The sequence below is a fragment of the Streptomyces sp. NPDC056479 genome (assembly GCF_042795335.1).
Lineage (GTDB): Bacteria > Actinomycetota > Actinomycetes > Streptomycetales > Streptomycetaceae > Streptomyces.
In genome coordinates this window covers 1,028,780-1,050,209 of sequence record NZ_JBHTRZ010000001.1, presented here as the reverse complement: position 1 = coordinate 1,050,209, position 21,430 = coordinate 1,028,780, and the positions used below count along the sequence as shown (strand labels likewise).

Here is a 21,430-nt window from a genome sequence, read left to right as displayed (position 1 = left end):
GCGCCGCCCCGACCGTGCGGGCCGGCGCCGGACACTTCGGTCAGGGCTCTTGAGGCGGCCCGAACCAGTCGAGACACACCACGAGCGCGTCGTCGTCGGCCATGGGCGTGCCGCGGTGACCGGCCAGTTCTCGCAGGACGGCCCGGGGGACCTCGGCCGCCGGCAGCAGGCTGGTGGACACGATGGCGCGGGCCAACGAGCGCTCACCGTAGCGCTCACCGCCGGGCGCGGCGACCGCGTGCACCCCGTCGCTGGCGAAGACGAGCCGGTCGCCCGGCTCGATGTCGATCTCGTGGGAGACGTAGTCCGTCTCCTCGAACATGCCGAGGGGGAGCTGCGCCTCCAGGTCCACGAATGCGGCGGTACGGCCGCGCAGCCGCAGCATCTGCGGGGAGCCGGCGTCGACGACCCGGAGCCGGCCCCTGCGCAGGTCGAGGTCGAGCAGCAGCACGGAGAGGTAGGCGTCGCCGCGGTACTGGGCGTAGACGGCCTGGTCGGCGAGGGCGGCCTGGTCCTCGATGGACAGGCCGGCACGCCGCGCGTTGCGCAGCGCGTTGATGCCCAGGTTGCTCAGGAGGGCGGCCTCGATGCCCTCGCCCATGCCGTTGGTGATGTAGAGCATCAGGCCGTCGGCGCTCGCGGACCAGTCGAAGTTGTCGCCGAAGATGGCGTAGGCGGGCTCCAGTTGGGCGCCCAGCGCGTACTCGGGACGTGCACAGGACCGGCCGGGCAGGAGCTGCCACTGCATCTCGGCCGCCAGCGTGAGCCGGTCGGTGCGGCGCGCCCGGAGGTACAGATCGGTGTCCCGGTCGGCGACGATCACCTCGTGCCCCAGTACCTGCGCCACGTCGGCCAGTTCGTCAAGGTACTCGTCGGCCCGGTCGGCGGAGGGCATCGTGACCGCCAGCACGCCGAGCCGGTCACCGCGCACGGTCACCGGCAGGTGCAGGCACACCGCGCCGTCGGTGAGCTTCTCGACGAACGGTTCCTGGGAGCCGAAGGCTCGTCCGGCGGGGCCCACATGTGCCGGCACGGACTCGGGCGGGCCCGGAGCCAGGAGGACGGGCTGGAGCGTGGCGAGTCCGTAGTCGGCCAGGAAGAGCTGGACGCCCTTCGCCCCGTACTCGTCGCACAGTACTTCTCGGACCGCGTCCACCAGCCGGTGCGGGGCCGCGGCGCGAAGCGCCCGCTCGGCTGCCACGAATCTGTTCACGATGTTGGGTACGCCATTCCTGTCACAGTGACGGCGTCGGACCCGCGCTGCCGCGGACGCCATCCGTCGGTCCTTCGTGTCGGTATCTAGTGTTCTGCACTTATTGCCCGAACCGGTGGGCTGACAGTGCCCGTGAAGCCTGAAAGAGTGGGAGCGTGACTTCCTCCTACTCGCAGCCGCGTCCGGACGAGGTGGCGCGTGTGACCTCCGAGGCCGCCGAGTTGTTGGAGGTCCTGTGGGGCCGCGCCTCCACGGCACCGGTGTCCGCCTCCCAGATCCGTGTGCTCTTCATCCTGGAGCACAGTGACGGCATCAACCTGCGCATGCTCGCCGAGACGCTCGGATCCACGCCGCCGTCGACCAGCCGGCTGTGCGACCGGCTCCAGGCGGTGGGCTTCGTCGAGCGGGCGCCGAGCGCCGCCAGCCGCCGTGAGCTGCGTCTGCACCTGAGCCGTCACGGGCGGAACTTCCTGGCGGAGCTGCGCGCACGCCGCGAGGCCGCCCTGCAGTCCGTACTGGAACAGATGCCGGCCTCGAAGCGGACCGCGCTGCTGGAGGGCCTGGAGGCGTTCTGCGCCGCGGCGTCCGCGGAGATCCACGAAGGCGACGAGGCCTCCGACGCCCGGAGTGCGTGAATCCGGCCCCATCCCCGGGGCGTCGCCGAGGCGGGGCCGGTTGCGCATCGCCGCTCGGCGACGCGGGCCGTCGCCCTTGCTGACCGGCACGTTCCACACCCCTCCCCGCGCTTGACCCGCTCACTCTGTTGCCTCATGGCCATAGTTGTCAAACGGCAACTGTTGTCTTTGCAAGCGCGGACGGGATCGATGAACTGCCTGTCCGGCAGGCCGCCTTCACTCCTCCGCTCGGACGGGCGACTCCAGGCTCGGCCCCGCGTCTGCCGTCGCGAGCGCCTCCTCGACGTCCGCCACGATCGGGACGGTGATGCTGACACCGGTGAGATCCATGATCCGGCGGACGGCCGGCGTCGGGGAGATGACGTACACACCACCTGAAATGTCCCGTACCTCCTGATAGGCGCGCAGGACGATGTTCATGCCGGACGAGTCCATGAAGGGAACGCCGGCGATGTCGAGCATGAAGTGCTTTCGGCCGTGGTGGAGCTGGTTGGCGAGGTGGTGCTGCAACTCGGTGGCCGTATCCATGTCCAGGTCACCCTCGACCGTGAGGAGAACGGCATCCTCACGGGGCACTTCCACCTTGATCGACAAGGGATTCTGGGCAACGGACACAAGTACCTCCTACAGGCGTTGGCGATCGAGACGAGTGCCCCGACGGGCGGATTCAATGCCTCTCGGAGTGAAAAACCCCGCGACGGGCCCGTCGGTGCGATCGCCCGCCTACCCCTGAATCCCCGCAGCACACAGAGCCGGTGCGAGGCAGCGGTATGTGGTCACCCATCTGGCTGCTTTTGCGGGGGTGGAGCCCGAACGGCGGTTTGGCGGCCGGTCGACTGGTCACGCGAAGAGAGAGAAAGCACACGCGTTGTGGAGGAGGGACGGGAACTCCAGCCTGCGCGAGGCCCCTCAGGGGCCCGCGGCGGGATCTCGGTCTCCTCCCTGTGTGAGGTCGCCTGCGTCAGGGAGCGAAAGGATGAGCGAGAAGTACCGGACCGGCGCCGCCACGGCTTCGACGGGCCGTCTGTGCGGCGCGCCGCGCACTCCGGCCGAGGCACGCGGAGCCGTGCGGCGCGTCCTGTCCGAGCAGTCGCGCGTCCGGGGCGTCATGTGCACGCCGGACACACTCTCGGACGCGCTGCTGGTGGCGTCGGAGCTGACGACCAACGCGATGCTGCACGGCGGCGGCATCACCGGCTTCGACGTGAAGATCGTGGGCCGGGATCTGTACGTGTCCGTCAGCGACCGCGAACGGCGACGACCCGTCGCCCAGGACCCCGTCGACCACCACGGCCGACACCGCGTCGGCGGCCGCGGCTGGCCGATCGTCTGCCGCCTGTCACGCACCGTACTCGTGTCCGACCTGCCCGCCGGGGGCAAACGGGTCACCGCGGTCATCGCCATGACCGCGGTGGCGGAGCGCCGGCGGTCAGCTGACAGACACTGACGCGGGCGGGGAGACTCCGGCCTGGCGGAGGTCGTAGACCGGAACCAGGACATGCCTGTCGACGACGGGGGCGGCACGACCCGTCTCTCAAGGCCCGTCCGCTGCCACAGACGACACCGCTGCGGAACCCGCGACCAGCCCGATCGCCTGCCGGCCATCACCTACCGCGCTCGGCCGACAGACACCCACGCGGACGAAGACACTCCCACCCGGCGCAGGGCCGCAAACCGGAACCAAGACAAGCCCGTCGGCTACCGGAAGCGGCACGACCCGTCGCCCGAGGCCCGACCGATGGCCACAGACGACACCGCCTGCGGAACCCGCGGCCAGCCCGATCGCCAGCCGGCCATCACGCACCGCGCTCGGCCGACAGACACCCACGCGAACGAAGACACTCCGACCCGGCGCAGAGCCGCAAACCGGAACCAGGACACGCCCGTCGGCGACGGGAGCGGTATGGCCCGTCGCCCAGGGTCGATTCGCTGTCCCGGACGACGGCGATGTCGCGGCTGCGGCCGGCTGTCGCGTGCCGTGGTTCGTCGTCGACCTGTCTGCGCGGCGCCGGCGGTGAGACGTGCGGGTGGGCCCGCAGTCGCCCGGCTGCGGGCCCACCCAGTTGACGGCGGCTAGGGCTAGGCCACTCCTGGCTCCAGCAGCCCTGCGCGCAGTTGCTTGATGATGCGGCTGATCAGCCGGGAGACGTGCATCTGGGACACGCCGATCCGTTCGGCGATCTGCGCCTGGGTGAGCTCCTCGACGAAACGCAGATGGATGATCCGGCGTTCGCGGTCGTCCAGCCCGGCGATCAGGGGCGCCAACGAGTGGAAGTCCTCGACGAGTTCCAGCGACGGATCCTCCTCACCGAGGAGGTCGGCCAGCACGGACTCGCCGTTCTCGGAGTCGCCGGTGACCGCCGCGTCGAGGGAGGCCGACTGGTAGCAGTTGGAGGCCTTGCGGGCCTCGATCACGTCTTCCTCCGAGAGCGACATCAGCTCCGAGAGTTCACGCGTGGTCGGCGTACGGCCCAGCCGGGAGCTCAGCTCCTCCGTCGCCTTGGCCAGCTCCACACGCGCCTCCTGCAACCGGCGCGGCACATGCACCGCCCAGCTCGTGTCGCGGAAGAAGCGCTTGATCTCGCCGACGATGTACGGGACGGCGAATGTGGTGAACTCGACCTCCCGCGAGACCTCGAAACGATCGATGGCCTTGATCAGCCCGATGGTCCCGACCTGGACGATGTCCTCCAGCGAGTCCCCACGGGCACGGAAGCGCGATGCCGCGTACCGCACGAGTGAGAGGTTCATCTCGATCAGGGTGTTGCGCACGTACTGATGCTCGTGCGTGCCCTCCTCGAGCGTGACCAGCCGGTCGAAGAACTGCCGCGACAGCTCGCGTGCGTCCTGCGGCCTCACCCTCGTCGGTTCCTCGATCAGCGGCAGCGCCGCCTCGCCCGTCGTGACCGTCTCCTGTGCCGTGGCCGTTGCCTGCGCCACCGTCACGGCTGCCATGCCGCCCTCCCCGGTTACCGGAACCCATTGCCTCCCCCCGTGTGCCCGAGTTCGCGCGACTCACTCCCCCTGATTCGCACGGACTTCCCCGAGGTGGCGAGTTCTGGCGTGAAGTCACCTGCCGGCGTGGCCGATTCCGAACGCCCCGGCCGCAGAGATCCGGGACTGCCACGGAACGTTCCGTCATCGTCAGTGCGTCCGCGGTCGTTTGCGCCGGAAGTCGTGGGGCATGCGGGATTTCGTGCTTCGGAACAGAGGCGCACCGGTGCGACGGATGTGATCGCTCCGGGGCCTACGAGCCCTGCACCGTTTCCCACGGAGTTTGCCTGAGAAAGACGTTCAGGAGCTGTTCTCTCATGCTGGTTGAAACGTCCGCACATGGTTCCGACAACAACTCTGCCCGCCCCCGCGGGTCCGGCCGACGCGTCCACCACGACGCCCCCGACACCGCGGCCGACTTCGACCGCCTGGTCGCTCTGCCCGACGGGCCCGAGCGAGAGGCGATTCGCGACGAACTGACCAGGTCATGGCTGCCCATGGCGCACCGTATCGCCAGCCGATTCCGCAACCGCGGTGAGTCGCTGGAGGACCTGCGCCAGGTCGCGGCTCTGGGACTGGTCAAGGCGATCGACCGCTACGAGCCGGGACGAGGGGCCTTCGAGAGCTACGCCGTGCCCACCATCACCGGCGAGATCAAGCGGCACTTCCGCGACCGGATGTGGGCCCTGCGGGTCCCCCGCCGCGTCCAGGAGCTGCGCAACAAGGTACGCATCGCACGCCGAGAACTCACCCAGACCTCCGGCGGCTCCACCCCCTCGGTCACCGAGATCGCCGCCCACACGGGGCTCACCGAGGACGAGGTCAACGCGGGACTGGAGGCGCTGGACAGCTTCAGCACCCTGTCCCTGGACGCCGAGATGTCCGCGAGCGACGACGGTTACAGCCTCGCCGACACCATCGGCGGCTGCGAGGAGGCGTACGACGTCGTCATCGACCGAGAGGCGGCGAAGGAGGGGCTGCGCCGGCTGCCCGAGCGCGAGCGCACCATCCTGTACCTGCGCTTCTTCGAGGACATGACGCAAAGCCGCATCGCCGATCAGCTCGGCATCTCCCAGATGCATGTCTCCCGCCTCATCACCCGGTGCTGTGCGCGGGTACGGGACGAGGCCCTCGCACAACAGGACCAGCGCTCGGAGCACCGCGGCGATGACGGCCGGTCCGCGTGAATCACCTCATCCAGGAGCGGATACCCATGCTGATGCCCCATCCGGCCATGCTGCGCAGGCTCGTCGAGGAGTACGAGACGCTCATGGCCGACCAGGGCGACGGTGCGGCCGGCCGGGGCGGGCGTGATCTGCGCGCACAGGACCTGGCCTACACGCTGTGCGTGTCGACCGGAACGCGCGAGGTCGGCCAGGCCCTGAAGACGGCCCGCCACCTGCTCGCCGCCGCGCACGACCCCGTCGTACCGGCGAAGCGGCCTGCGGGCATCGCCGGTGGGGGCGAGCCGCCGGCGCAGGAGTCCGCGATCGTCGGCTGATCCGGGACCGCGTGCGGAAAGCGCGCGAACACGGCAGAGCGGCGGAAGACAGTAACGACAGGAAGGAGGAAGTGATGTGAGCACCGACAGCATCTGGTCGTACCCTCCCGGGAGCGGTCACCAGGTGGGGCGGACACTGACCGGGTTCACGGTCCAGGCGACCGACGGGGTCATCGGCCAAGTGGACCGCCAGGCCGACGACACTCCCCTGCGGCATCTCGTCGTCGACACGGGCGCCTGGGTGTTCGGCCGGAGTCTGCTGATTCCGGCGGGCACGGTCACCGGCATCGACATGGAGGCCCGCACGATCGCCGTGGGGTGCAGCCGGGCGGCGGCCAAGGCGGCACCCCGTTTCACGACCGACCGCGAGACCCTCGATCCCGATTACTTGTCCGCCGTTGGTGCCTACTACGCCGCGTTGCCCCATGATTCGGGCACGCGCGGGTAGGCGAACCCATGGAGAGCGACGGACGACTTGGAGCGGAGACGACAGCGTGCGAGGAATGGTGAAGTGACCAAAGCCACAGCCCTCTTGGTGCACGCCCGCGATGCTCGGGAAACGACGAGCATCCCGCGGGCGGCGAACGAGCAGCCTTGATGCCGGCGGAGCGCCGTCCTGCCGGGGACAGCCGGACGGCGCACACCGGATCGGTCCCGATCACCAGCGCGGCGGCGGCACGAAGTTACGTGCGTTCGGTCGTGGAAGCGCACGGGCATGGCTCGTCCGGCCCGACGGCTGAGGCAGCCGTGATCGATCTGTTGTTGGTCGTGTCGGAACTGGTCACCAACGCCATCCGGCACGGTCGCGGCCTCGCGGGTTTCGAGGTGGACCCGGTTCCGGAGGGGGTGCGGCTCAGCGTGCACGACTACAGCGAGACCGTCCCCTCCGCCGCGTACGGGCCCGGCACGCTGCCCCAGGCGCACGAGGGCAGCGGATACGGATGGCCGTTGATCATCCGGCTGGCGCGCGAGATCCGCATCGAACACCGCCGCGAGGGCGGCAAGACCGTCAGCGTGCTGGTGCCGATGACCTGAGGGCCCGCTGGTGGGCCGAGTGCGCGGGACGGTGTGCGGCGCGGGTGACTCACCAGGGCAGGAACGCGTGCACGTCCTTGCCGTCCTCGCGCACCACCACGCTGACCTGGTCGCACAGTGTGTGGATCAGATACCAGCCGATACCGCCGCCGCTGCCGGTGCCCGGGTGGAAGGGGCGCGGCGCCGGCGGGGTGGTGCTCGTGTCGCTGAACATCACATGGACGCCGTCGAAGGTCCTGCGCATCACCAGCCTGAGCGGCCCCGGAGCGTACTGGATCGCGTTGGCGGCCAGCTCGCTGACGACCAGCAGGATGTCGTCGCGGTACTCGGGGGTCGCCGGCGGCGCGGACCGCGCGAGCGTGGTCAGGAACTTCTCCGCGCTGAGGCGCGCTCTTGTCACATCTCCGAACCCCCCGCCAAACCTGGCCTCCCAGTCCTGGATCTTCTCGGAGGACGGTGTATCGCCACTCCCACGCGATTCGGTCGCCATCACACCTTCTTCGGCCCGTCTACCGTCGGCCGCGGTGACTTGTCTCGTGTGCTTCCACCGCTGCTGGTTCCCAGCCAGAGCGCGGATACGCGTCCGAAACAGGTAGGAACCTTGGAGACGCCGCTGGAGAATGAGGCCACAGAGGCTGCTGTGCAGGTCGGAACCCGGCTACGTCCGGACGCCGGTCCGGCTGTGACCACGAGGGATGCCTCACGGCGGTGACCGCCGTCCTCGACCCTGTTCAGACCGCAGCTACGCCCCTATAACTATGACAAAATCGCCAATAGGCATCAAAGGAGAGTCCCTGTGAGCAGCCCCGCCGACGAGGTCGGCTACGGGAGCATCCAGCTCGACCGCACAGGTCAGGCCGAGGCCTTCGACGCCATCGGCGAGCGCTACGACGAGGTCTTCCCGCACAAGGAGGGGCAAGTCGCGTCCGCCGAGTGGCTCGCCGGATCCCTGCCGGCGGGCTCTCGCGTGGCGGACCTGGGGTGCGGCACCGGGGTCCCCACCGCTCTGCAGCTGACGGAGGCGGGGTTCGAGGTAGTCGGTGTCGATCTGTCGGAGGGGATGCTCGCGCTCGCCCGCAAGAACGTGCCGAACGGGCGGTTCCATCGGGCGGACATCGCTGATCTGCGACCCGAAGGCTCCCTGGACCTGGGTCGCTTCGACGCGGTGGCGGCCTTCTTCTCGTTGCTGATGCTCCCGCGCGCGGAGATCCCCCTCGCGCTGCGCACCGTCCACCACCTGCTGGTTCCGGGCGGGCTGTTCACGCTGTCGATGGTGGAGGCGGATGTGGACGACTTCTCGATCCCCTTCATCGGCGAGACGATCCGGGTCTCCGGCTATCTGCGGGACGAGCTGCGCGAGGTCGTCGAGGCGGCGGGCTTCGAGATCTCCGACGAGTCCTCGTACACCTACGCCCCGGCGAGCGCGGACGTCCAGCCCGAAGTACAGATCTTCCTGCGGTGCAGACGACGGAAGGTCTGACGCCTTGTGGTCCACCCGCTTCGGCGGGGGCCCGCAGCGCGGGAAGGACGTACAGGTGATGACGAAGCGCCGCGGACCCGGCGAGGGCGCCGACGGGCAGGCCGGCGGACACCGGGAGGGCGCCGACCCCGGTCCCGCCCGCCAGCCGGGAAACGCCGGACCGGATCTCACCGGACCGCAGACCGACAGGCTCCGCTATCTGGACGCGGCGACGCGGCAGATCGCCCGCGGCATCGATCTGGACGAGACGCTGGACGAGCTGTGCCGGGCGGCGGTCCCGGCGTTCGCCGACGCGGCGTTCGTCCATCTGTACGATCCGCTTCCGGTCGGGGACGAGGCCACCGCGATTCCCGCCGTTCTGCGGCTGCACGCCACGGACCGCGTCTCCCCGCGAGACCCGGCTGCCCCGCGGGTGGAAGCCGCGGAGGTCGTACGCCCGGCCGCCGATGGTGTGCTCGCCAAGCTGCTGGACGGCGGACGGCCCGTGTTCGGGGACACCCCGGCCATCGCGGCCACGGCGGCCGAGCTGCTGGGCGGTGCCGACCCGCCGGGGATTGCCGGTCCGGCCGGACGAAGGCTGATCATCGCTCCGCTGCACGGCCGCAGCCATGCCCTGGGCAGCGTCGTCCTCCTGCGTGGGCCCGGCCGGCCCGGCTTCACCGGCGACGACATGCTCGTGGCCTCCCAGCTCGCCACGCACACCGCTCTGGGGATCGACAAGGCGACGCTGTTCGCGCGTGAGGCCTCGGTCGCCGACGCGCTCCAGCGCACGATGCTTCCGCCGTCGCTGCCCCAGCCTCCGGGTGTCCGGCTGGCCAGCCGCTATCTGCCGTCCTCGCGGACCGCGCAGGTCGGCGGCGACTGGTACGACGCGATCCCGCTGCCCGGCAACCGTGTCGCGCTGGTCATCGGCGACGTGATGGGCCACTCCATGACCTCGGCCGCGATCATGGGCCAGCTGCGCACGACGGTGCAGACCCTGGCCCTGCTGGATCTGCCGCCCGACGAGGTCCTGCACCACCTCGACGAGCAGGCCGGCCGCCTGGGCACCGAGCACACGGCGACCTGCCTGTACGCGATGTACGACCCTGTCCTGCACCGGCTGCTGGTCTCCAACGCCGGTCATCTGCCGCCGATGCTCCTCCACCCCGACGGCCGCGGCGAGATTCTGCGGGTCCCGCCCGGAGCGCCCATCGGCGTGGGCATCGGGGGATTCGAGTCCACCGAGCTGCACGCGCCGGCCGGAGCGGCGCTGCTGCTGTACACCGACGGCCTGGTGGAGTCCCGTGACGCGGATGTGCTGACCGGGATGGAGCGGCTGCGGGAGCGACTGCAGGCTGCCGCGTCGGGGTACGGGTCCCCGGCGCTGGAGGTGCTGTGCGACGTGGCGCTCGGCACGCTCGGGGCGGGCGGCCGGGACGACGACATCGCGCTGCTCGCCGCCCGGTTCGAGGGCATCGAGCCGGAGACGGTCGCGTACTGGTACCTGGCGCCGCGCCCCCAGACCGCGCGGCAGGCCCGTCGGCTGACCCGCAGAACGCTGCACCGCTGGGAGCTCGACCTCCTGGCGGAGTCGACCGAGCTGCTGGTGAGCGAGGTGGTGGCGAACGCCGTGCGTTTCGCTTCCCGGCCGATCACGCTACGACTGCTGCGCTCGGACGTACTCCGCTGCGAGGTCGGCGACGACTCGCCGCTGGTGCCGAGGATGCGGCACGCCCGGCTGAGCGACGAGGGAGGCCGGGGGCTGTTCCTGGTCGACCAGCTGGCACTGCGCTGGGGGGCGACGCGGATGAGCTCGGGCAAGGTGGTGTGGTTCGAGCAGCTGCTGCCGGGCGATCAGGGTTCCGGCTGACCTGGGCCCCGCCCTCTCGGGCATGACCGGCTTCCCGTCCGGTCGCCCCCGCGTGCGGCACCTTGCGCGCCGTGACTCGCGTCCACAATGCCCGTATCCTCATCAATGCCAGATTCTTCCGATGAGCGCATGGTCGAAGGCTCGAGTGAGGCGAAGCGTGGTTCGGTCCGGCGGCGATCCGATGCTGACGGGGCGTGCGACAGGTGGCACGGGACCCGCGCGTTTCCGTGAGCGGTTTCTCCAGGGTGAGCAGGTCACGGAGGGCGTCCGGCCCCCGATCCTGAACTCCTGGCAGCGCTCCCGGACCCTGGGCCTGTCGCCGAACCAGTCCGAGCTGCCGTACCGGGAGGACTTCGAGCCCGACGGCCGGATCGTCCGCGCCGCCGTGCCGGTGCTCGACCGGCTGCAGTCCAGGTTCGACGGCAGCGAGATGAACATCTCCGTCGCCGATGCGAACGGAACGGTGCTCCTGCGCCGTTTCGGAAAGGCATCGCTGGCCAGGAGCCTCCCGGCGATCCAGAGCGTCCCGGGGTTCGTGTTCGCCGAACGGTTCGCCGGGACCAACGGCATCGGTCTCGCGCTGGCGGAGCGGCAGCTCATCCGGGTCTACGGTGCCGAGCACTTCGCCGAACGCTCCCAGGGCAGCGCCTGCCGGGCGCTTCCCGTGCGCGATCCGCTCAGCGGACGCATCGAGGGCGTCCTGTGCCTGGGCTATCCGCGCGGCGCCGAGGACCCGTCGCTGGACTCCCTGATCCGCAAGGCGGCCGAAGCCATCGAGCGGCGCCTGCTGCGACAGAGCTCCACACGGGAGCGCGATCTGCTCACGGCGTACCTGGACGCGGGGAAGCAGGCCGCCTCCGGCCTGCACCACAGCGTCACCGTGGCCGCACTCGCCTCCGAGCTTCGCCCCGCGGACTGGGCGATCCTCATGGAGAAGGCCACCGAGCTGCTCTCCCGCGGGCAGCGGGCCGCCCTCGACGTGCCCTTTCCGGACGGGCGGTCGATCACGCTCGTGAGCCGTCCGATGACCGGCGCGTCCGGAGTGGAGGGCTTCGCCGTCGAGGCCGTGCTCCCCGGTCCCGCGCCCCGCGACGCCGCCACCATCCCGCACCAGGTCGACGAGCCGATGAGTCTGCCCGCTGTGCCGGCACCCGCGGTGACCTCGCTGTCCAAGGCGATATCCGTGGTCGCGGCGCCTGATCTGTCCGGGAGTGTCACGACCGCCGGTCTCGACGGCGAGCGGGGCGATCACCACGCTTCCCCACCCCCGGCCAGGGGGCTCGTACTGGTCGGGGAACCGCAGGTGGGGACGTATGCCCTGGCCGCGCGGCGGCGCCTGGAGCTGCTGTCCGAGGCGGGCACGCGCATCGGCAGCACCCTGGACGTGCGCCGTACCGCCCAGGAACTCGCCGAGACCGCGGTGCCGCGACTGGCCGACTTCGTCACCATCGACCTGCCGGAGGCCGTCCTGCGCGGCGACGAGGCCGCCACTCCCCTCGGCGCGCTGCTGCGCACCGTGGTCCACGGCATCCGTGACGGCTGTCCCTTCTGGCCGGTCGGCAAGCAGGTCGACTACGCCTCGACCACGCCCCAGCTGCGGTCACTGACGGTCGGACAGGCGGTGCTGGAGCCGGACCTGACGGCCGCCGCGGGCTGGCTCGCGCACGACCCCGAACACTCCGGGCGGCTGCTGAGCCATGTGCGCTCCCTCATCGCCGTGCCCCTGGTCGCCCGCGGTGTCGTCCTGGGCGTCGTCTGCTTCTACCGTGCGCAGGACTCCGCACCTTTCGAGGACGACGACCGGTCGCTGGCCCAGGAACTCGCCACGCGGGCGGCGCTGTCCCTCGACAACGCCCGGCGCTACACCCATGAACGGACCTTGGCCCTGGCCCTCCAGCGCAGCCTGCTCCCGCAGGGCCTGCCCGACCACAGCGCCGTCGACGTCGCGCTTCGCTACCTGCCGGCCGAATCCGATGTCGGCGGGGACTGGTACGACGTCATCCCGCTCTCCGGCACGCGTGTCGGCCTCTTCGTCGGCGACGTCGTGGGCCACGGCATGCTCTCGGCCGCCACCATGGGCCGACTGCGCACCGCGGCACGCAGCTTCGCCGAACTCGACTTCCCGCCGGACGAGGTCCTCACCCACCTGGACAACCTCGTGGCACGCCTGGACCGGGAGGACCCCGACTCCGACGGCGCCGGCCTCATCGGCGCCACCTGTCTGTACGCCGTCTACGACCCGACCTCGCAGCGGTGCACCATGGCCCGCGCCGGCCATCCCCCGCCCGCGCTGGCCCGGCCCGACGGCACGGTGTCCTTCCCGGACCTGCCCGCGGGACCTCCGCTCGGCCTCGGAGGTCTGCCGTTCGAGGCGGCCGAGATCGATACGCCCGCGGACAGCCGGCTGGTCCTGTACACCGACGGTCTCATCGAGGACCGGACGCGAGATGTCGACGTCGTCCTCGACCAGCTGAGCAGCGCCCTGGCGCACTCGGCGCGCACACCGGAGGAGACCTGCGGGGTCATCCTGGACACCGTCGCGCCCGCCCGCCCGTACGACGACATCGCGCTGCTCGTCGCCCACACCCACGCCCTCGAGCCCGATCGGATCGCCAGCTGGGACGTGTCCACCGACCCGGCCGTCGTCAGCGAGGTCCGCGCCGCGGCGATGCGGCAGCTTGCCGACTGGGGGCTCGACGAGGCCGCGTTCGCCGCGGAACTGATGCTCAGCGAGCTGGTCACCAACGCCATCCGGCACGGCACCGGGCCCATCCAGGTACGGCTGCTGCACGACCGCACCCTGATCTGCGAGGTCTCCGACACCAGCGACACCGCACCCCATCTGCGGCGGGCGGCCACCACCGACGAAGGCGGCCGGGGGCTCTTCCTGGTCGCACAGCTGTCGCAGAGCTGGGGGACGCGCTATACGCCGCAGGGCAAGGTCATCTGGGCCGAATGCGAGCTGCACGGGGTGTGAGCGAGTCCCGCCGGGCCGCTGACCCGTTGGGGCCACAACGGGACGGTAGATATCCGAAAAGTAGATATACATCCCGCTAATATCGCTGGTGGAAGTCGGGAAGAACCCGCCAGGCCGACCACCGGAGTTGTCCGTGGAACCTCTGGTCCGTGTCCGTGGGCTCGCCAAGCGGTTCGGCGGCACCGTCGCGCTGGCCGGAGTCGACCTCGACGTCCACGAGGGCAGCGTCCTCGCCCTGCTCGGTCCCAACGGAGCCGGAAAGTCCACGCTCATCAAGGTGCTCGCCGGTGTCCACCGAGCCGACGCGGGGCGGATCACGGTGGACGGGCACCCGCTCGGGAGCCAGGACGCCTCGCGCGCCATGTCGTTCATCCACCAGGATCTCGGTCTGGTGGAGTGGATGACGGTCGCCGAGAACATCGCCCTGAGCACCGGGTATCCGCGCCGCGCCGGGCTGATCTCCTGGCGACGGGCCCGGGAGCGCTGCGCCGAGGCACTGGAGACCGTGGCCGGACACCTCGACCCCGACGCGCCGATCGCCCTGCTCGCCCCGGCCGAGCGATCACTGGTCGCCCTCGCACGAGCACTCGCGACACGGGCCGGACTCATCGTCCTCGACGAACCGACCGCAAGGCTGCCGGCCGCGGACTGCGCCCGGCTGTTCCGCGTCCTGCACACCCTGCGCGACCGCGGCCACGGCGTCCTCTACGTCACGCATCGGCTGAACGAGGTGGACGAGGTCGCCGACACCTTCGCCGTCCTGCGCGACGGCCGGCTCGTCAGCCACGGCCCGCTGGCAGGCCACAGCCAGGCCCGCCTCGTGCGCGACATCACCGGCGAGTACCCGGCCGACCACCGCCCGGCCCCGGCTCCGGCCGACGAATCGGCCTTGCTGACCCTCGACGGCGTACGGACCACCGGCACGGGAGAGGTCGGCCTGCAGCTCAGGGCCGGCGAAGTCCTGGGCCTCGTCGGCCTCACCGGCGCCGGTCACATGGAGCTGGGCCGAGCGGTCGCGGGCGTCCATTCGCTCCTCGGGGGACGCGCGCTACTCGGCGGACGGCCCTACCGTCCCCGGACCGTCGTCGACGCCGTCGCGCGCGGCGTCGGCCTCGTGCCGGGCGACCGACAGCTCGAAGGCTGCCTCGCCGACCTGACCGTGCGGGAAAACCTCCTGGCCAACCCCCGCGCGGGCGGCGTGCCGGCGCTGCGCTGGATCGGCCCGCGCCGGGAGCGCCACGAGGCGGACGCCCTGATCGAACGGTTCTCGGTGCGTCCCCCCGACAGCGAGGCTCCCATCGCGACCCTGTCCGGTGGCAACCAGCAAAAGGTCATGATCGGCCGGTGGCTCAGGCTCGGCCTGCGCCTGCTCGTCCTCGAGGAACCGACGGCCAGCGTGGACGTCGGCGCCAAGGCCGCGATCCACCGGCTGCTCGACGAGGCACTGGCCGCCGGCCTCGCGGTCCTCCTCATCTCCACCGACTTCGAGGAGGTCGTGGGGGTGTGCCGGCGCGCACTGGTCTTCGTCCGCGGGTCCGTCACGGCGGAGCTGAGCGGTCCGTCCCTCACCGTCGCCGGGCTCACCCGGGCGGCCTCGGCCGTGCCTCCCGCCGGCACGGCGACGAAGCGGTGACTCCCCCGCCCGGGCCGCGGCCTCGTCGACCGGGCCCGCCGAGCCGATCCGGCGGCCGGGGCGGAGCGAGCCTTCCGGCCCGATTGCGCGGCGGCCCGGCAGGCCATCTCGTCGGCGCCTACGGCCTCCTGGCCCTCACCGCCCTTCTCGTCCTGGTCTTCTCCCTCACCCTGCCGCGCACCTTCCCCACCCGGGACACCGTCGACTCGATCCTGGCCACCCAGTCCATCCCGGCGATCCTCGCCCTCGCCGCGATGGTCCCCATCGTGACCGGCGCGTTCGACCTCTCCATCGGATACGGACTCGGCCTGGCACACGTCCTGGTGATGCAGCTGATCGTCAACGAAGGATGGCCCTGGCCGCTGGTGTGTATCACGGTGATCGTCGGCGGCGGTGTCGCCGGCGTTCTCAACGGCGTCATCGTCGAGTTCGGCCGGATCGACTCGTTCATCGCCACGCTCGGGACCGGCAGCATGATGTACGCCGCGACCGGCTGGATCACCGACGGCAGCCGGATCGTCCCCGGTCCGCAAGGCCTCCCGGCCGCCTTCACCGACCTCTACAACTCCACGTTCCTCGGCCTGCCCGTGCCCGCCTTCTACGTGCTGGCGCTCACCGCCGCCCTCTGGCTGGTGCTGGAGCGGCTGCCGCTCGGCCGGTACCTGTACGTCGTCGGATCGAACCCGCACGCCGCGGACCTGCTCGGCATCCCGATCCGGAAGTACACGGTGTACGCCTTCGCCACGTCAGGGCTGCTCGTCGGCTTCGCCGGAGTGCTGCTCGCGGCCCAGCAGCAGATCGGCAATCCGAGCGTCGGCCTCGACTATCTGCTGCCCGCTTTCGTCGGCGCCCTGCTCGGCTCCACCGCGATCAAGCCCGGCCGTCCCAACGCCCTGGGCACCCTGGTGGCCGTTACCGTGCTCGCCGTCGGCCTCACCGGCATCGGCCAGGCGGGGGCCGACTTCTGGACGGTCCCCTTGTTCCACGGCGGCACCCTGCTGCTCGCCGTCGGCCTCGCCGGCTACACGGCGCGTCGCCGCCTGCGCATCGGCGCCACCACGGCCCGCGACTCCCCCGCCGTGCCGCCGGATCCGCCGGCCGGCCCGGCCCAGGACGGCGGCACGTCGTCGGGCACCACGTGAGGCAAACCCCCGGCTGCCGTGTCCCGTTCGCGCATCCCTCCGCGAGGAGCTTCCGTGCACCGCACCCCGAAGGCCACACCCGGCATCCTCAGGGCCAGGTCCGCCGCCGCTGCCCTGCTGGCCGCGGTTGCCGTCCTGGCCGGCTGTGAACGCGGCTCGCAGAGCGGGCCGGAGGACCCGCCTTCCGGCCCGAACGGCTGTCCCGCGGCCCACGCCCGGGCCCGGACGGCCGTCGACCGGGCGCAGCGGACCGACGTTGCCTGGAACGGACCGACCACCGGCCCCACGGCCGTGTCGGGCAGGACCATCGTCTATGTCGCGCAGACCATGACCAACCCGGGAGTGGCGGGCGCCGCCGAGGGAGTGCGGGACGCCGCGGGCGTCATCGGCTGGAAGGTCCGGGTGATCGACGGCGGCGGGACCCCCGCGGGCATCCAGGCGGCGATGAGCGAGGCCGTGGCCCTTCGACCGTCGGGCATCGTCATCGGCGGCTTCGACCCCAACGCGACGTCACAGCAGGTGACTCGGGCGGACGCGGCCGGAATTCCGCTCATCGGCTGGCACGCGGTCGCCGCCCCGGGCCCCAGCCGGCGCCCCCCGCTCTTCACGAACGTCACGACCAATGTCGAGGAGGTGGCGAGGATCAGCGCGCAGTGGGTGATCGCCCAGTCCAACGGCAACGCGGGTGCCGTGATCTTCACCGATGCCTCGATCCCCTTCGCGAGGAACAAGTCGGAGTTGATCAGGAAGGAACTCGCCACCTGCTCAGGGGTGAAGCTGCTGGCGTACGAGAACATCCCGATCCCGGACGCGAGCACCCGCACGCCCCGCGAGGTCTCCTCGCTGCTGTCCCGCTTCCAGGACCGATGGACGCACTCCGTCGCCATCAACGACCTGTACTTCGCCGACGCGGCACCGGCCTTGCGCGCGGTCGGCCGGAAGGGGGCCGGCCCGCCCTTCAACATCGGCGCCGGGGACGGCGATCCGTCCGCCTTCCAGCGCATCAACAGCGAGCAGTACCAGGCGGCGACCGTGCCCGAGCCGCTGTCGCTGCAGGGCTGGCAGATCATCGACGAGTTCAACCGGGCCTTCTCCGACGGTCCGGAGAGCGGATATGTGTCCCCCACCCACATCAGTACGGCCGACAACACGGACGGGGCGACGACATGGGATCCGTCGGGATACCGGGAGGCGTACCGAAAGATCTGGGGCAAGTAGACGCACAGTGCGGGCATCGGCCCCTCGCGAGCGGGCCCATCTGGCCCATCCCCCTCCCAGTCCTGGAGCAGTGAGCACCCCATGACCAGCAACCCGCACCTCTCACGCGAGGAGTTCGACGCCCTGTTCGAGACGGTCCGCACCTGGGGGCGCTGGACACCCGCCGACCGTGGCGCGTGGAACCGGGTCACGCCCGAACACGTCCGGCGTGCGACCGCCCTCGTCCGCAGCGGCATCACCGTCCCGATGGCCCTGCCCTGGAACACGGTGCCCGGCCCGGACAACGCCAGGCCCGCGCTGCACCACATGTCCGACCTCGGGGACGTGGAGCCGCCCGAGCCGTCCTGCCACAAGGACTTCATCGCCGTCGACTACCACGGCAAGGGCGTCAGCCACCTCGACGCGCTCTCCCACATCGCCTATCGGGGACAGCTCTACGACGGCCGCACCGCCCGCGAGGTCGTCGACGCGAGCGGCGCCCACTTCGCGGCGGTCTCGTCGCTCGGCCCGCTGGTCACCCGGGGCGTCCTGATCGACCTGCCGGTCGTCCTCGGTACCGACTGGCTCGAGCCCGGCACCGCCGTGCACGCCGAGGACGTGCTCGCCGCCGAGAAGGCACTCGGCGTGACCTTCGGCGAGGGCGACGCGGTCCTGCTCCGCTCCGGACACTTCCGGCGCCGCGCCGAACTCGGCCCCTGGAACCCGGACGAGGCCAGTGCCGGCTTCCACGTGGACGCCGTGCCCCTGCTGGCCGAGCGCGGCATCTCGCTGCTCGGCGGCGACGGCGACAGCGACGTACGGCCCTCCCCGGTGGAGGGCCTGCACTCCCCCGTCCATGCTCTCGCCATCACCGCCATGGGCGTACCTCTGCTGGACAACCTCGACCTGGAGCCGCTGTCCTCCGCGTGCACGGCGGAAGGACGCTACGAGTTCCTGCTCGTCGTGGCACCGCTGAACGTACCCACCGGCACGGGCTCGCCCGTCAACCCGGTCGCGGTGCTGTGAGGGGTGCCGCGCAAATTGCCTGGCGCACCGGCCCGGCACCGGCGGAGACTCGTCCCATGGCGGACATGGGGGCGTTTCGGGAGGCGGTCACCGGGTGGGCGGCCGGAGGCCCCGGCGGCCCCGCGCGCGAGCTGGCCGCGAGGCTGCCGGTGTGGGCGGCCGTGCTGCTCGAAGGCCCGAGTGACGTGGCGGCGGTGACCGCGCTGGCCGAGCGTCGCGGGCGGGATCTGGCGGCCGAGGGGGTCTGCGTTCTGGCGATGGGCGGTGCCATGAGCGTCGGGCGTTTCACCGGTCTCCTCGGGCCGCCTGGCCTGGGGCTTCGTCTCACGGGGCTGTGCGACGAGGGCGAGCGTGGCTACTACGCCCGTGGCTGGGAACGGGCCGGCGTGGCACATCAGGGGTTCTTCGTCTGCGCGGCCGACCTGGAGGACGAACTGATCCGCGCGCTGGGCACGCGCCGGGTGGCGGAACTCGTCCGGGCGGAGGGCGAGTGGCGGGCCCTGAGGACCTTTCTGTCCCAGCCCGCCCAGCAAGGGCGCACCTCACAGCAGCAGTTGCGGCGCTTTCTCGGCACGAAAAAGGGGCGCAAGATCCACTACGGTCGCGTCCTCGTCGAGGCCCTCGAACCCGACCGAGTCCCGGCGCCGCTCGACGCTCTGCTCGCCGGCCTCTGACCGCTCGGCGGGGCGATGAATCGTGCCGGTGGGGCGCTGCGGCGGCCGTGAGCTTTTCCGTGATCTCTGTGGTGCCCGGTGCCAAGGGTTCCTAGGGTCGGTGCCATGACCACCTCGAACCCTGACGTCGCTACGCCCCCTGCGGCCCGCCGTACCGTGACCGCCGCCGTCGTACAGGCGGCCGCCCCGCTGTTCGACACGCCGGCCGCGCTGCGCCGGGCCGAGGAGCTCCTCCGGGAGGCGGTCCAGGAGCGAGGGGCGGAGGTCGTCGTGCTGCCGGAGGCGTTCCTCGGCGGGTATCCCAAGGGGCTGGACTTCGGGATCACCGTCGGGAGCCGCACCCCGGCCGGCCGGGAGGTGTTCCGCCGCTACCACGCCGCCGCCATCGACGTCCCCGGGCCCGAGGTCGACGCCCTGGCCGCGCTGACCTCGGAGTTGGGCTGTCACGCCGTCGTCGGAGCGGTCGAGCGCAGGGGCGGCAGCCTGTACTGCGTCGCCCTGTTCTTCGGGCCCGACGGCTATCTCGGCCTGCATCGCAAGCTCATGCCGACGGCCGCCGAGCGCTACCTGTGGGGTCAGGGCGACGGTTCCACCCTGCCGGTGGTCGACACGGGCACGGCCCGGCTCGGTTCGGCCATCTGCTGGGAGAACTACATGCCGCTGTTCCGTACGGCGATGTACGCCAAGGGAGTCGACCTGTGGTGCGCACCGACCGTGGACGACCGTGACGCCTGGCAGGCCACCATGCGGCACATCGCCCTGGAGGGGCGCTGCTTCGTCCTGAGCGCGTGTCAGTACCTGCGCCGCGACGGTCTGCCCGCCGACCTCCACCCCGTCCAGGGCGACGGGCCGGACACCGTCCTGATCGGCGGCGGCTCGGTCATCGTCTCCCCGCTGGGCGAGGTTCTCGCCGGTCCGCTGCGGGACGGCGAGGGGATCCTGACCGCCGAGCTCGACCTCGACGAACTCGGGCGTGCCCGCTTCGACTTCGACCCCGTCGGACACTACGCGCGACCCGACGTCTTCACCCTCCGCGTCGATACGTCCGCACACGCCGCCGTCATCGACGAGTGAGCGGGGCGGGCGTCGCTAGCCTGCTCCCCATGGCCCACGACCTCACGCCCGCACCACGCGACGACACCCCCGAGGAGTCCCGACGGACGCGCCTGAGCCGGACGTTCGACGAGGACGCGGAGCTGTACGACCGTGCCAGGCCCGGGTATCCGCCGGAGCTGTACGACGATCTCCGGGAGCTCGCGGGGGCGGTCCCCGGCAGCCGGGTGCTGGAGGTGGGCTGCGGGACCGGCCAGGCGACCGTGCCGCTGGCCGGGCGGGGTTGCCGGATCACGGCCGTCGAGGCGGGACCGCAGATGGCCGCGGTGGCCCGGCGCAATCTGGCCGGGCACGCCGGGGTGGAGGTGGTGACGGCGGAGTTCGAACGCTGGCCGCTGCCTCAGGAACCGTTCGACACGGTCGTATCGGCGACGGCGTTCCACTGGATCGACCCGGCCGTGCGGGTGGCCAAGGCCGCCGACGCCCTGCGGCCCGAGGGCTCGCTCGCCGTGGTGCGCACTCAGCATGTGCGGGGCGGTACGGAGGAGTTCTTCGTCGAGGTGCAGCGCTGCTACGAGCGCTTCGACCCGGCGACGACGCCCCGCCTGCGGCCTCCCGCGTCCACCGACTTCGACGGGTCGGACCACGCGCAGGAGGTGGCGCGCGACGGCCGGTTCGGGCACACCGTCTACCGCCGCTACGAACGGGACCTCACCTACTCGACGGCGGACTATCTGGAGCTGCTGCGCACCTACTCCGGCCACCGGGCGCTTCCCAATGCCGCCCGGGACGGGCTGTTGGGGTGCATCGCGGGGCTGATCGACGGGCGGTACGGCGGTCGGGTGACCAAGCGTTACCTCCTCGAGCTTGGGGTGTCACCGCGTCGGCGATGACGACCGGCCCGACCGGCCTGACCATCAGAAACATCGTGTTCACGACAAGGTGAATCCGGTGGTAACAACTGCTTTCTAGCGTGACCGGCCGTGGGTTCACCCCACTTCATCGGAGCACCCGCACC

General features: G+C 71.3%; 20 protein-coding genes. 16 read left to right on the top strand and 4 right to left on the bottom strand.

The genetic code is table 11. From position 1 onward, the window contains the following. Nucleotides 1–40: 40 nt before the first annotated feature. On the bottom strand, nucleotides 41–1,213 hold the full coding sequence (locus ACFQ6S_RS04700; protein WP_383403445.1) for a PP2C family protein-serine/threonine phosphatase: 1,173 nt from the start codon (nucleotides 1,211–1,213) through the stop codon (nucleotides 41–43). Nucleotides 1,214–1,368: 155 nt separating this feature from the next. Between ACFQ6S_RS04700 and ACFQ6S_RS04695 the strand changes: the two genes are divergently transcribed. Beyond that, nucleotides 1,369–1,848: a MarR family winged helix-turn-helix transcriptional regulator gene (locus tag ACFQ6S_RS04695; protein WP_383403442.1), complete on the top strand. Its 480-nt coding sequence runs from the start codon at nucleotides 1,369–1,371 to the stop codon at nucleotides 1,846–1,848. Between the two features lie 216 nt (nucleotides 1,849–2,064). Here the strand turns inward: ACFQ6S_RS04695 and ACFQ6S_RS04690 are convergent, their stop codons facing one another. Continuing rightward, the gene (locus ACFQ6S_RS04690) at nucleotides 2,065–2,463 is read right to left on the bottom strand and encodes an STAS domain-containing protein (RefSeq protein ID WP_383403439.1); all 399 of its coding nucleotides are present in this window, start codon (nucleotides 2,461–2,463) and stop codon (nucleotides 2,065–2,067) included. A 361-nt stretch (nucleotides 2,464–2,824) separates the two neighbouring features. Here ACFQ6S_RS04690 and ACFQ6S_RS04685 point away from each other — a divergent pair, with 361 nt between their 5' ends. Then, nucleotides 2,825–3,295 carry an ATP-binding protein gene (locus ACFQ6S_RS04685; RefSeq protein ID WP_383403436.1) on the top strand — a complete coding sequence of 157 codons (471 nt, stop codon included), beginning with the start codon at nucleotides 2,825–2,827 and terminating at the stop codon, nucleotides 3,293–3,295. A 632-nt stretch (nucleotides 3,296–3,927) separates the two neighbouring features. On the opposite strand, the gene ACFQ6S_RS04680 is transcribed toward ACFQ6S_RS04685, so the two are convergent. Next, a complete protein-coding gene (locus tag ACFQ6S_RS04680; protein WP_383403433.1) occupies nucleotides 3,928–4,803 on the bottom strand; it encodes an RNA polymerase sigma factor SigF in 876 nt (291 codons plus the stop codon). A gap of 356 nt (nucleotides 4,804–5,159) precedes the next feature. On the opposite strand from ACFQ6S_RS04680, the gene ACFQ6S_RS04675 reads away from it, so the two are divergent. From ACFQ6S_RS04675 to ACFQ6S_RS04660, 4 genes are all read left to right on the top strand, one after another. Next, nucleotides 5,160–6,029: a SigB/SigF/SigG family RNA polymerase sigma factor gene (locus ACFQ6S_RS04675; RefSeq protein ID WP_383403430.1), complete on the top strand. Its 870-nt coding sequence runs from the start codon at nucleotides 5,160–5,162 to the stop codon at nucleotides 6,027–6,029. A 26-nt stretch (nucleotides 6,030–6,055) separates the two neighbouring features. After that, nucleotides 6,056–6,343: a DUF5133 domain-containing protein gene (locus tag ACFQ6S_RS04670; RefSeq protein WP_383403427.1), complete on the top strand. Its 288-nt coding sequence runs from the start codon at nucleotides 6,056–6,058 to the stop codon at nucleotides 6,341–6,343. A 76-nt stretch (nucleotides 6,344–6,419) separates the two neighbouring features. Next, nucleotides 6,420–6,791: a PRC-barrel domain containing protein gene (locus ACFQ6S_RS04665; RefSeq protein WP_383403424.1), complete on the top strand. Its 372-nt coding sequence runs from the start codon at nucleotides 6,420–6,422 to the stop codon at nucleotides 6,789–6,791. 239 nt (nucleotides 6,792–7,030) lie between these two features. Then, on the top strand, nucleotides 7,031–7,378 hold the full coding sequence (locus tag ACFQ6S_RS04660) for an ATP-binding protein (protein ID WP_383404324.1): 348 nt from the start codon (nucleotides 7,031–7,033) through the stop codon (nucleotides 7,376–7,378). A 49-nt stretch (nucleotides 7,379–7,427) separates the two neighbouring features. On the opposite strand, the gene ACFQ6S_RS04655 is transcribed toward ACFQ6S_RS04660, so the two are convergent. Continuing rightward, complete coding sequence (locus ACFQ6S_RS04655; RefSeq protein ID WP_383403421.1) at nucleotides 7,428–7,868, bottom strand: ATP-binding protein; 441 nt, start codon at nucleotides 7,866–7,868, stop codon at nucleotides 7,428–7,430. 306 nt (nucleotides 7,869–8,174) lie between these two features. On the opposite strand from ACFQ6S_RS04655, the gene ACFQ6S_RS04650 reads away from it, so the two are divergent. The 10 genes from ACFQ6S_RS04650 to ACFQ6S_RS04605 all read left to right on the top strand — a co-directional run bounded on the left by ACFQ6S_RS04650 (nucleotide 8,175) and on the right by ACFQ6S_RS04605 (nucleotide 21,305). Then, nucleotides 8,175–8,858 (top strand): class I SAM-dependent DNA methyltransferase, encoded by a 684-nt coding sequence (locus tag ACFQ6S_RS04650; protein WP_383403418.1) that lies wholly within the window; start codon nucleotides 8,175–8,177, stop codon nucleotides 8,856–8,858. A 58-nt stretch (nucleotides 8,859–8,916) separates the two neighbouring features. Next, nucleotides 8,917–10,710, top strand: a complete 1,794-nt coding sequence (locus tag ACFQ6S_RS04645) for a SpoIIE family protein phosphatase (RefSeq protein WP_383403415.1) — start codon at nucleotides 8,917–8,919, stop codon at nucleotides 10,708–10,710. 157 nt (nucleotides 10,711–10,867) lie between these two features. Continuing rightward, complete coding sequence (locus tag ACFQ6S_RS04640; RefSeq protein ID WP_383403412.1) at nucleotides 10,868–13,687, top strand: SpoIIE family protein phosphatase; 2,820 nt, start codon at nucleotides 10,868–10,870, stop codon at nucleotides 13,685–13,687. A gap of 133 nt (nucleotides 13,688–13,820) precedes the next feature. After that, nucleotides 13,821–15,320 (top strand): sugar ABC transporter ATP-binding protein, encoded by a 1,500-nt coding sequence (locus ACFQ6S_RS04635; protein WP_383403409.1) that lies wholly within the window; start codon nucleotides 13,821–13,823, stop codon nucleotides 15,318–15,320. After that, nucleotides 15,317–16,462, top strand: coding sequence for an ABC transporter permease (locus ACFQ6S_RS04630; RefSeq protein WP_383403406.1), 1,146 nt, complete (start codon nucleotides 15,317–15,319; stop codon nucleotides 16,460–16,462). The genes ACFQ6S_RS04635 and ACFQ6S_RS04630 overlap by 4 nt, the downstream gene beginning before the upstream one ends. Before the next feature lie 54 nt (nucleotides 16,463–16,516). Continuing rightward, nucleotides 16,517–17,680, top strand: a complete 1,164-nt coding sequence (locus ACFQ6S_RS04625; RefSeq protein ID WP_383403403.1) for a substrate-binding domain-containing protein — start codon at nucleotides 16,517–16,519, stop codon at nucleotides 17,678–17,680. Nucleotides 17,681–17,761: 81 nt separating this feature from the next. Beyond that, entirely contained in the window at nucleotides 17,762–18,685 is a 924-nt protein-coding gene (locus ACFQ6S_RS04620; RefSeq protein ID WP_383403400.1) for a cyclase family protein, read from the top strand. 56 nt (nucleotides 18,686–18,741) lie between these two features. Then, on the top strand, nucleotides 18,742–19,359 hold the full coding sequence (locus ACFQ6S_RS04615) for a TOPRIM nucleotidyl transferase/hydrolase domain-containing protein (RefSeq protein WP_383403397.1): 618 nt from the start codon (nucleotides 18,742–18,744) through the stop codon (nucleotides 19,357–19,359). Between the two features lie 105 nt (nucleotides 19,360–19,464). Then, complete coding sequence (locus ACFQ6S_RS04610) at nucleotides 19,465–20,433, top strand: nitrilase-related carbon-nitrogen hydrolase (protein ID WP_383403394.1); 969 nt, start codon at nucleotides 19,465–19,467, stop codon at nucleotides 20,431–20,433. A 29-nt stretch (nucleotides 20,434–20,462) separates the two neighbouring features. Then, nucleotides 20,463–21,305 carry a class I SAM-dependent methyltransferase gene (locus ACFQ6S_RS04605; protein WP_383403391.1) on the top strand — a complete coding sequence of 281 codons (843 nt, stop codon included), beginning with the start codon at nucleotides 20,463–20,465 and terminating at the stop codon, nucleotides 21,303–21,305. The last annotated feature ends 125 nt before the right edge of the window (nucleotides 21,306–21,430 follow it).

What these genes read in the sequence shown, in the direction of transcription:
- ACFQ6S_RS04685 (WP_383403436.1), top strand. Translation starts at nt 2,825, where the DNA reads ATGAGCGAGAAGTACCGGACCGGCGCCGCCACGGCTTCGACGGGCCGT.
- ACFQ6S_RS04680 (WP_383403433.1), bottom strand. Translation starts at nt 4,803, where the DNA reads ATGGCAGCCGTGACGGTGGCGCAGGCAACGGCCACGGCACAGGAGACG.
- ACFQ6S_RS04675 (WP_383403430.1), top strand. Translation starts at nt 5,160, where the DNA reads ATGCTGGTTGAAACGTCCGCACATGGTTCCGACAACAACTCTGCCCGC.
- ACFQ6S_RS04670 (WP_383403427.1), top strand. Translation starts at nt 6,056, where the DNA reads ATGCTGATGCCCCATCCGGCCATGCTGCGCAGGCTCGTCGAGGAGTAC.
- ACFQ6S_RS04655 (WP_383403421.1), bottom strand. Translation starts at nt 7,868, where the DNA reads ATGGCGACCGAATCGCGTGGGAGTGGCGATACACCGTCCTCCGAGAAG.
- ACFQ6S_RS04645 (WP_383403415.1), top strand. Translation starts at nt 8,917, where the DNA reads ATGACGAAGCGCCGCGGACCCGGCGAGGGCGCCGACGGGCAGGCCGGC.
- ACFQ6S_RS04620 (WP_383403400.1), top strand. Translation starts at nt 17,762, where the DNA reads ATGACCAGCAACCCGCACCTCTCACGCGAGGAGTTCGACGCCCTGTTC.
- ACFQ6S_RS04615 (WP_383403397.1), top strand. Translation starts at nt 18,742, where the DNA reads ATGGCGGACATGGGGGCGTTTCGGGAGGCGGTCACCGGGTGGGCGGCC.
- ACFQ6S_RS04610 (WP_383403394.1), top strand. Translation starts at nt 19,465, where the DNA reads ATGACCACCTCGAACCCTGACGTCGCTACGCCCCCTGCGGCCCGCCGT.
- ACFQ6S_RS04605 (WP_383403391.1), top strand. Translation starts at nt 20,463, where the DNA reads ATGGCCCACGACCTCACGCCCGCACCACGCGACGACACCCCCGAGGAG.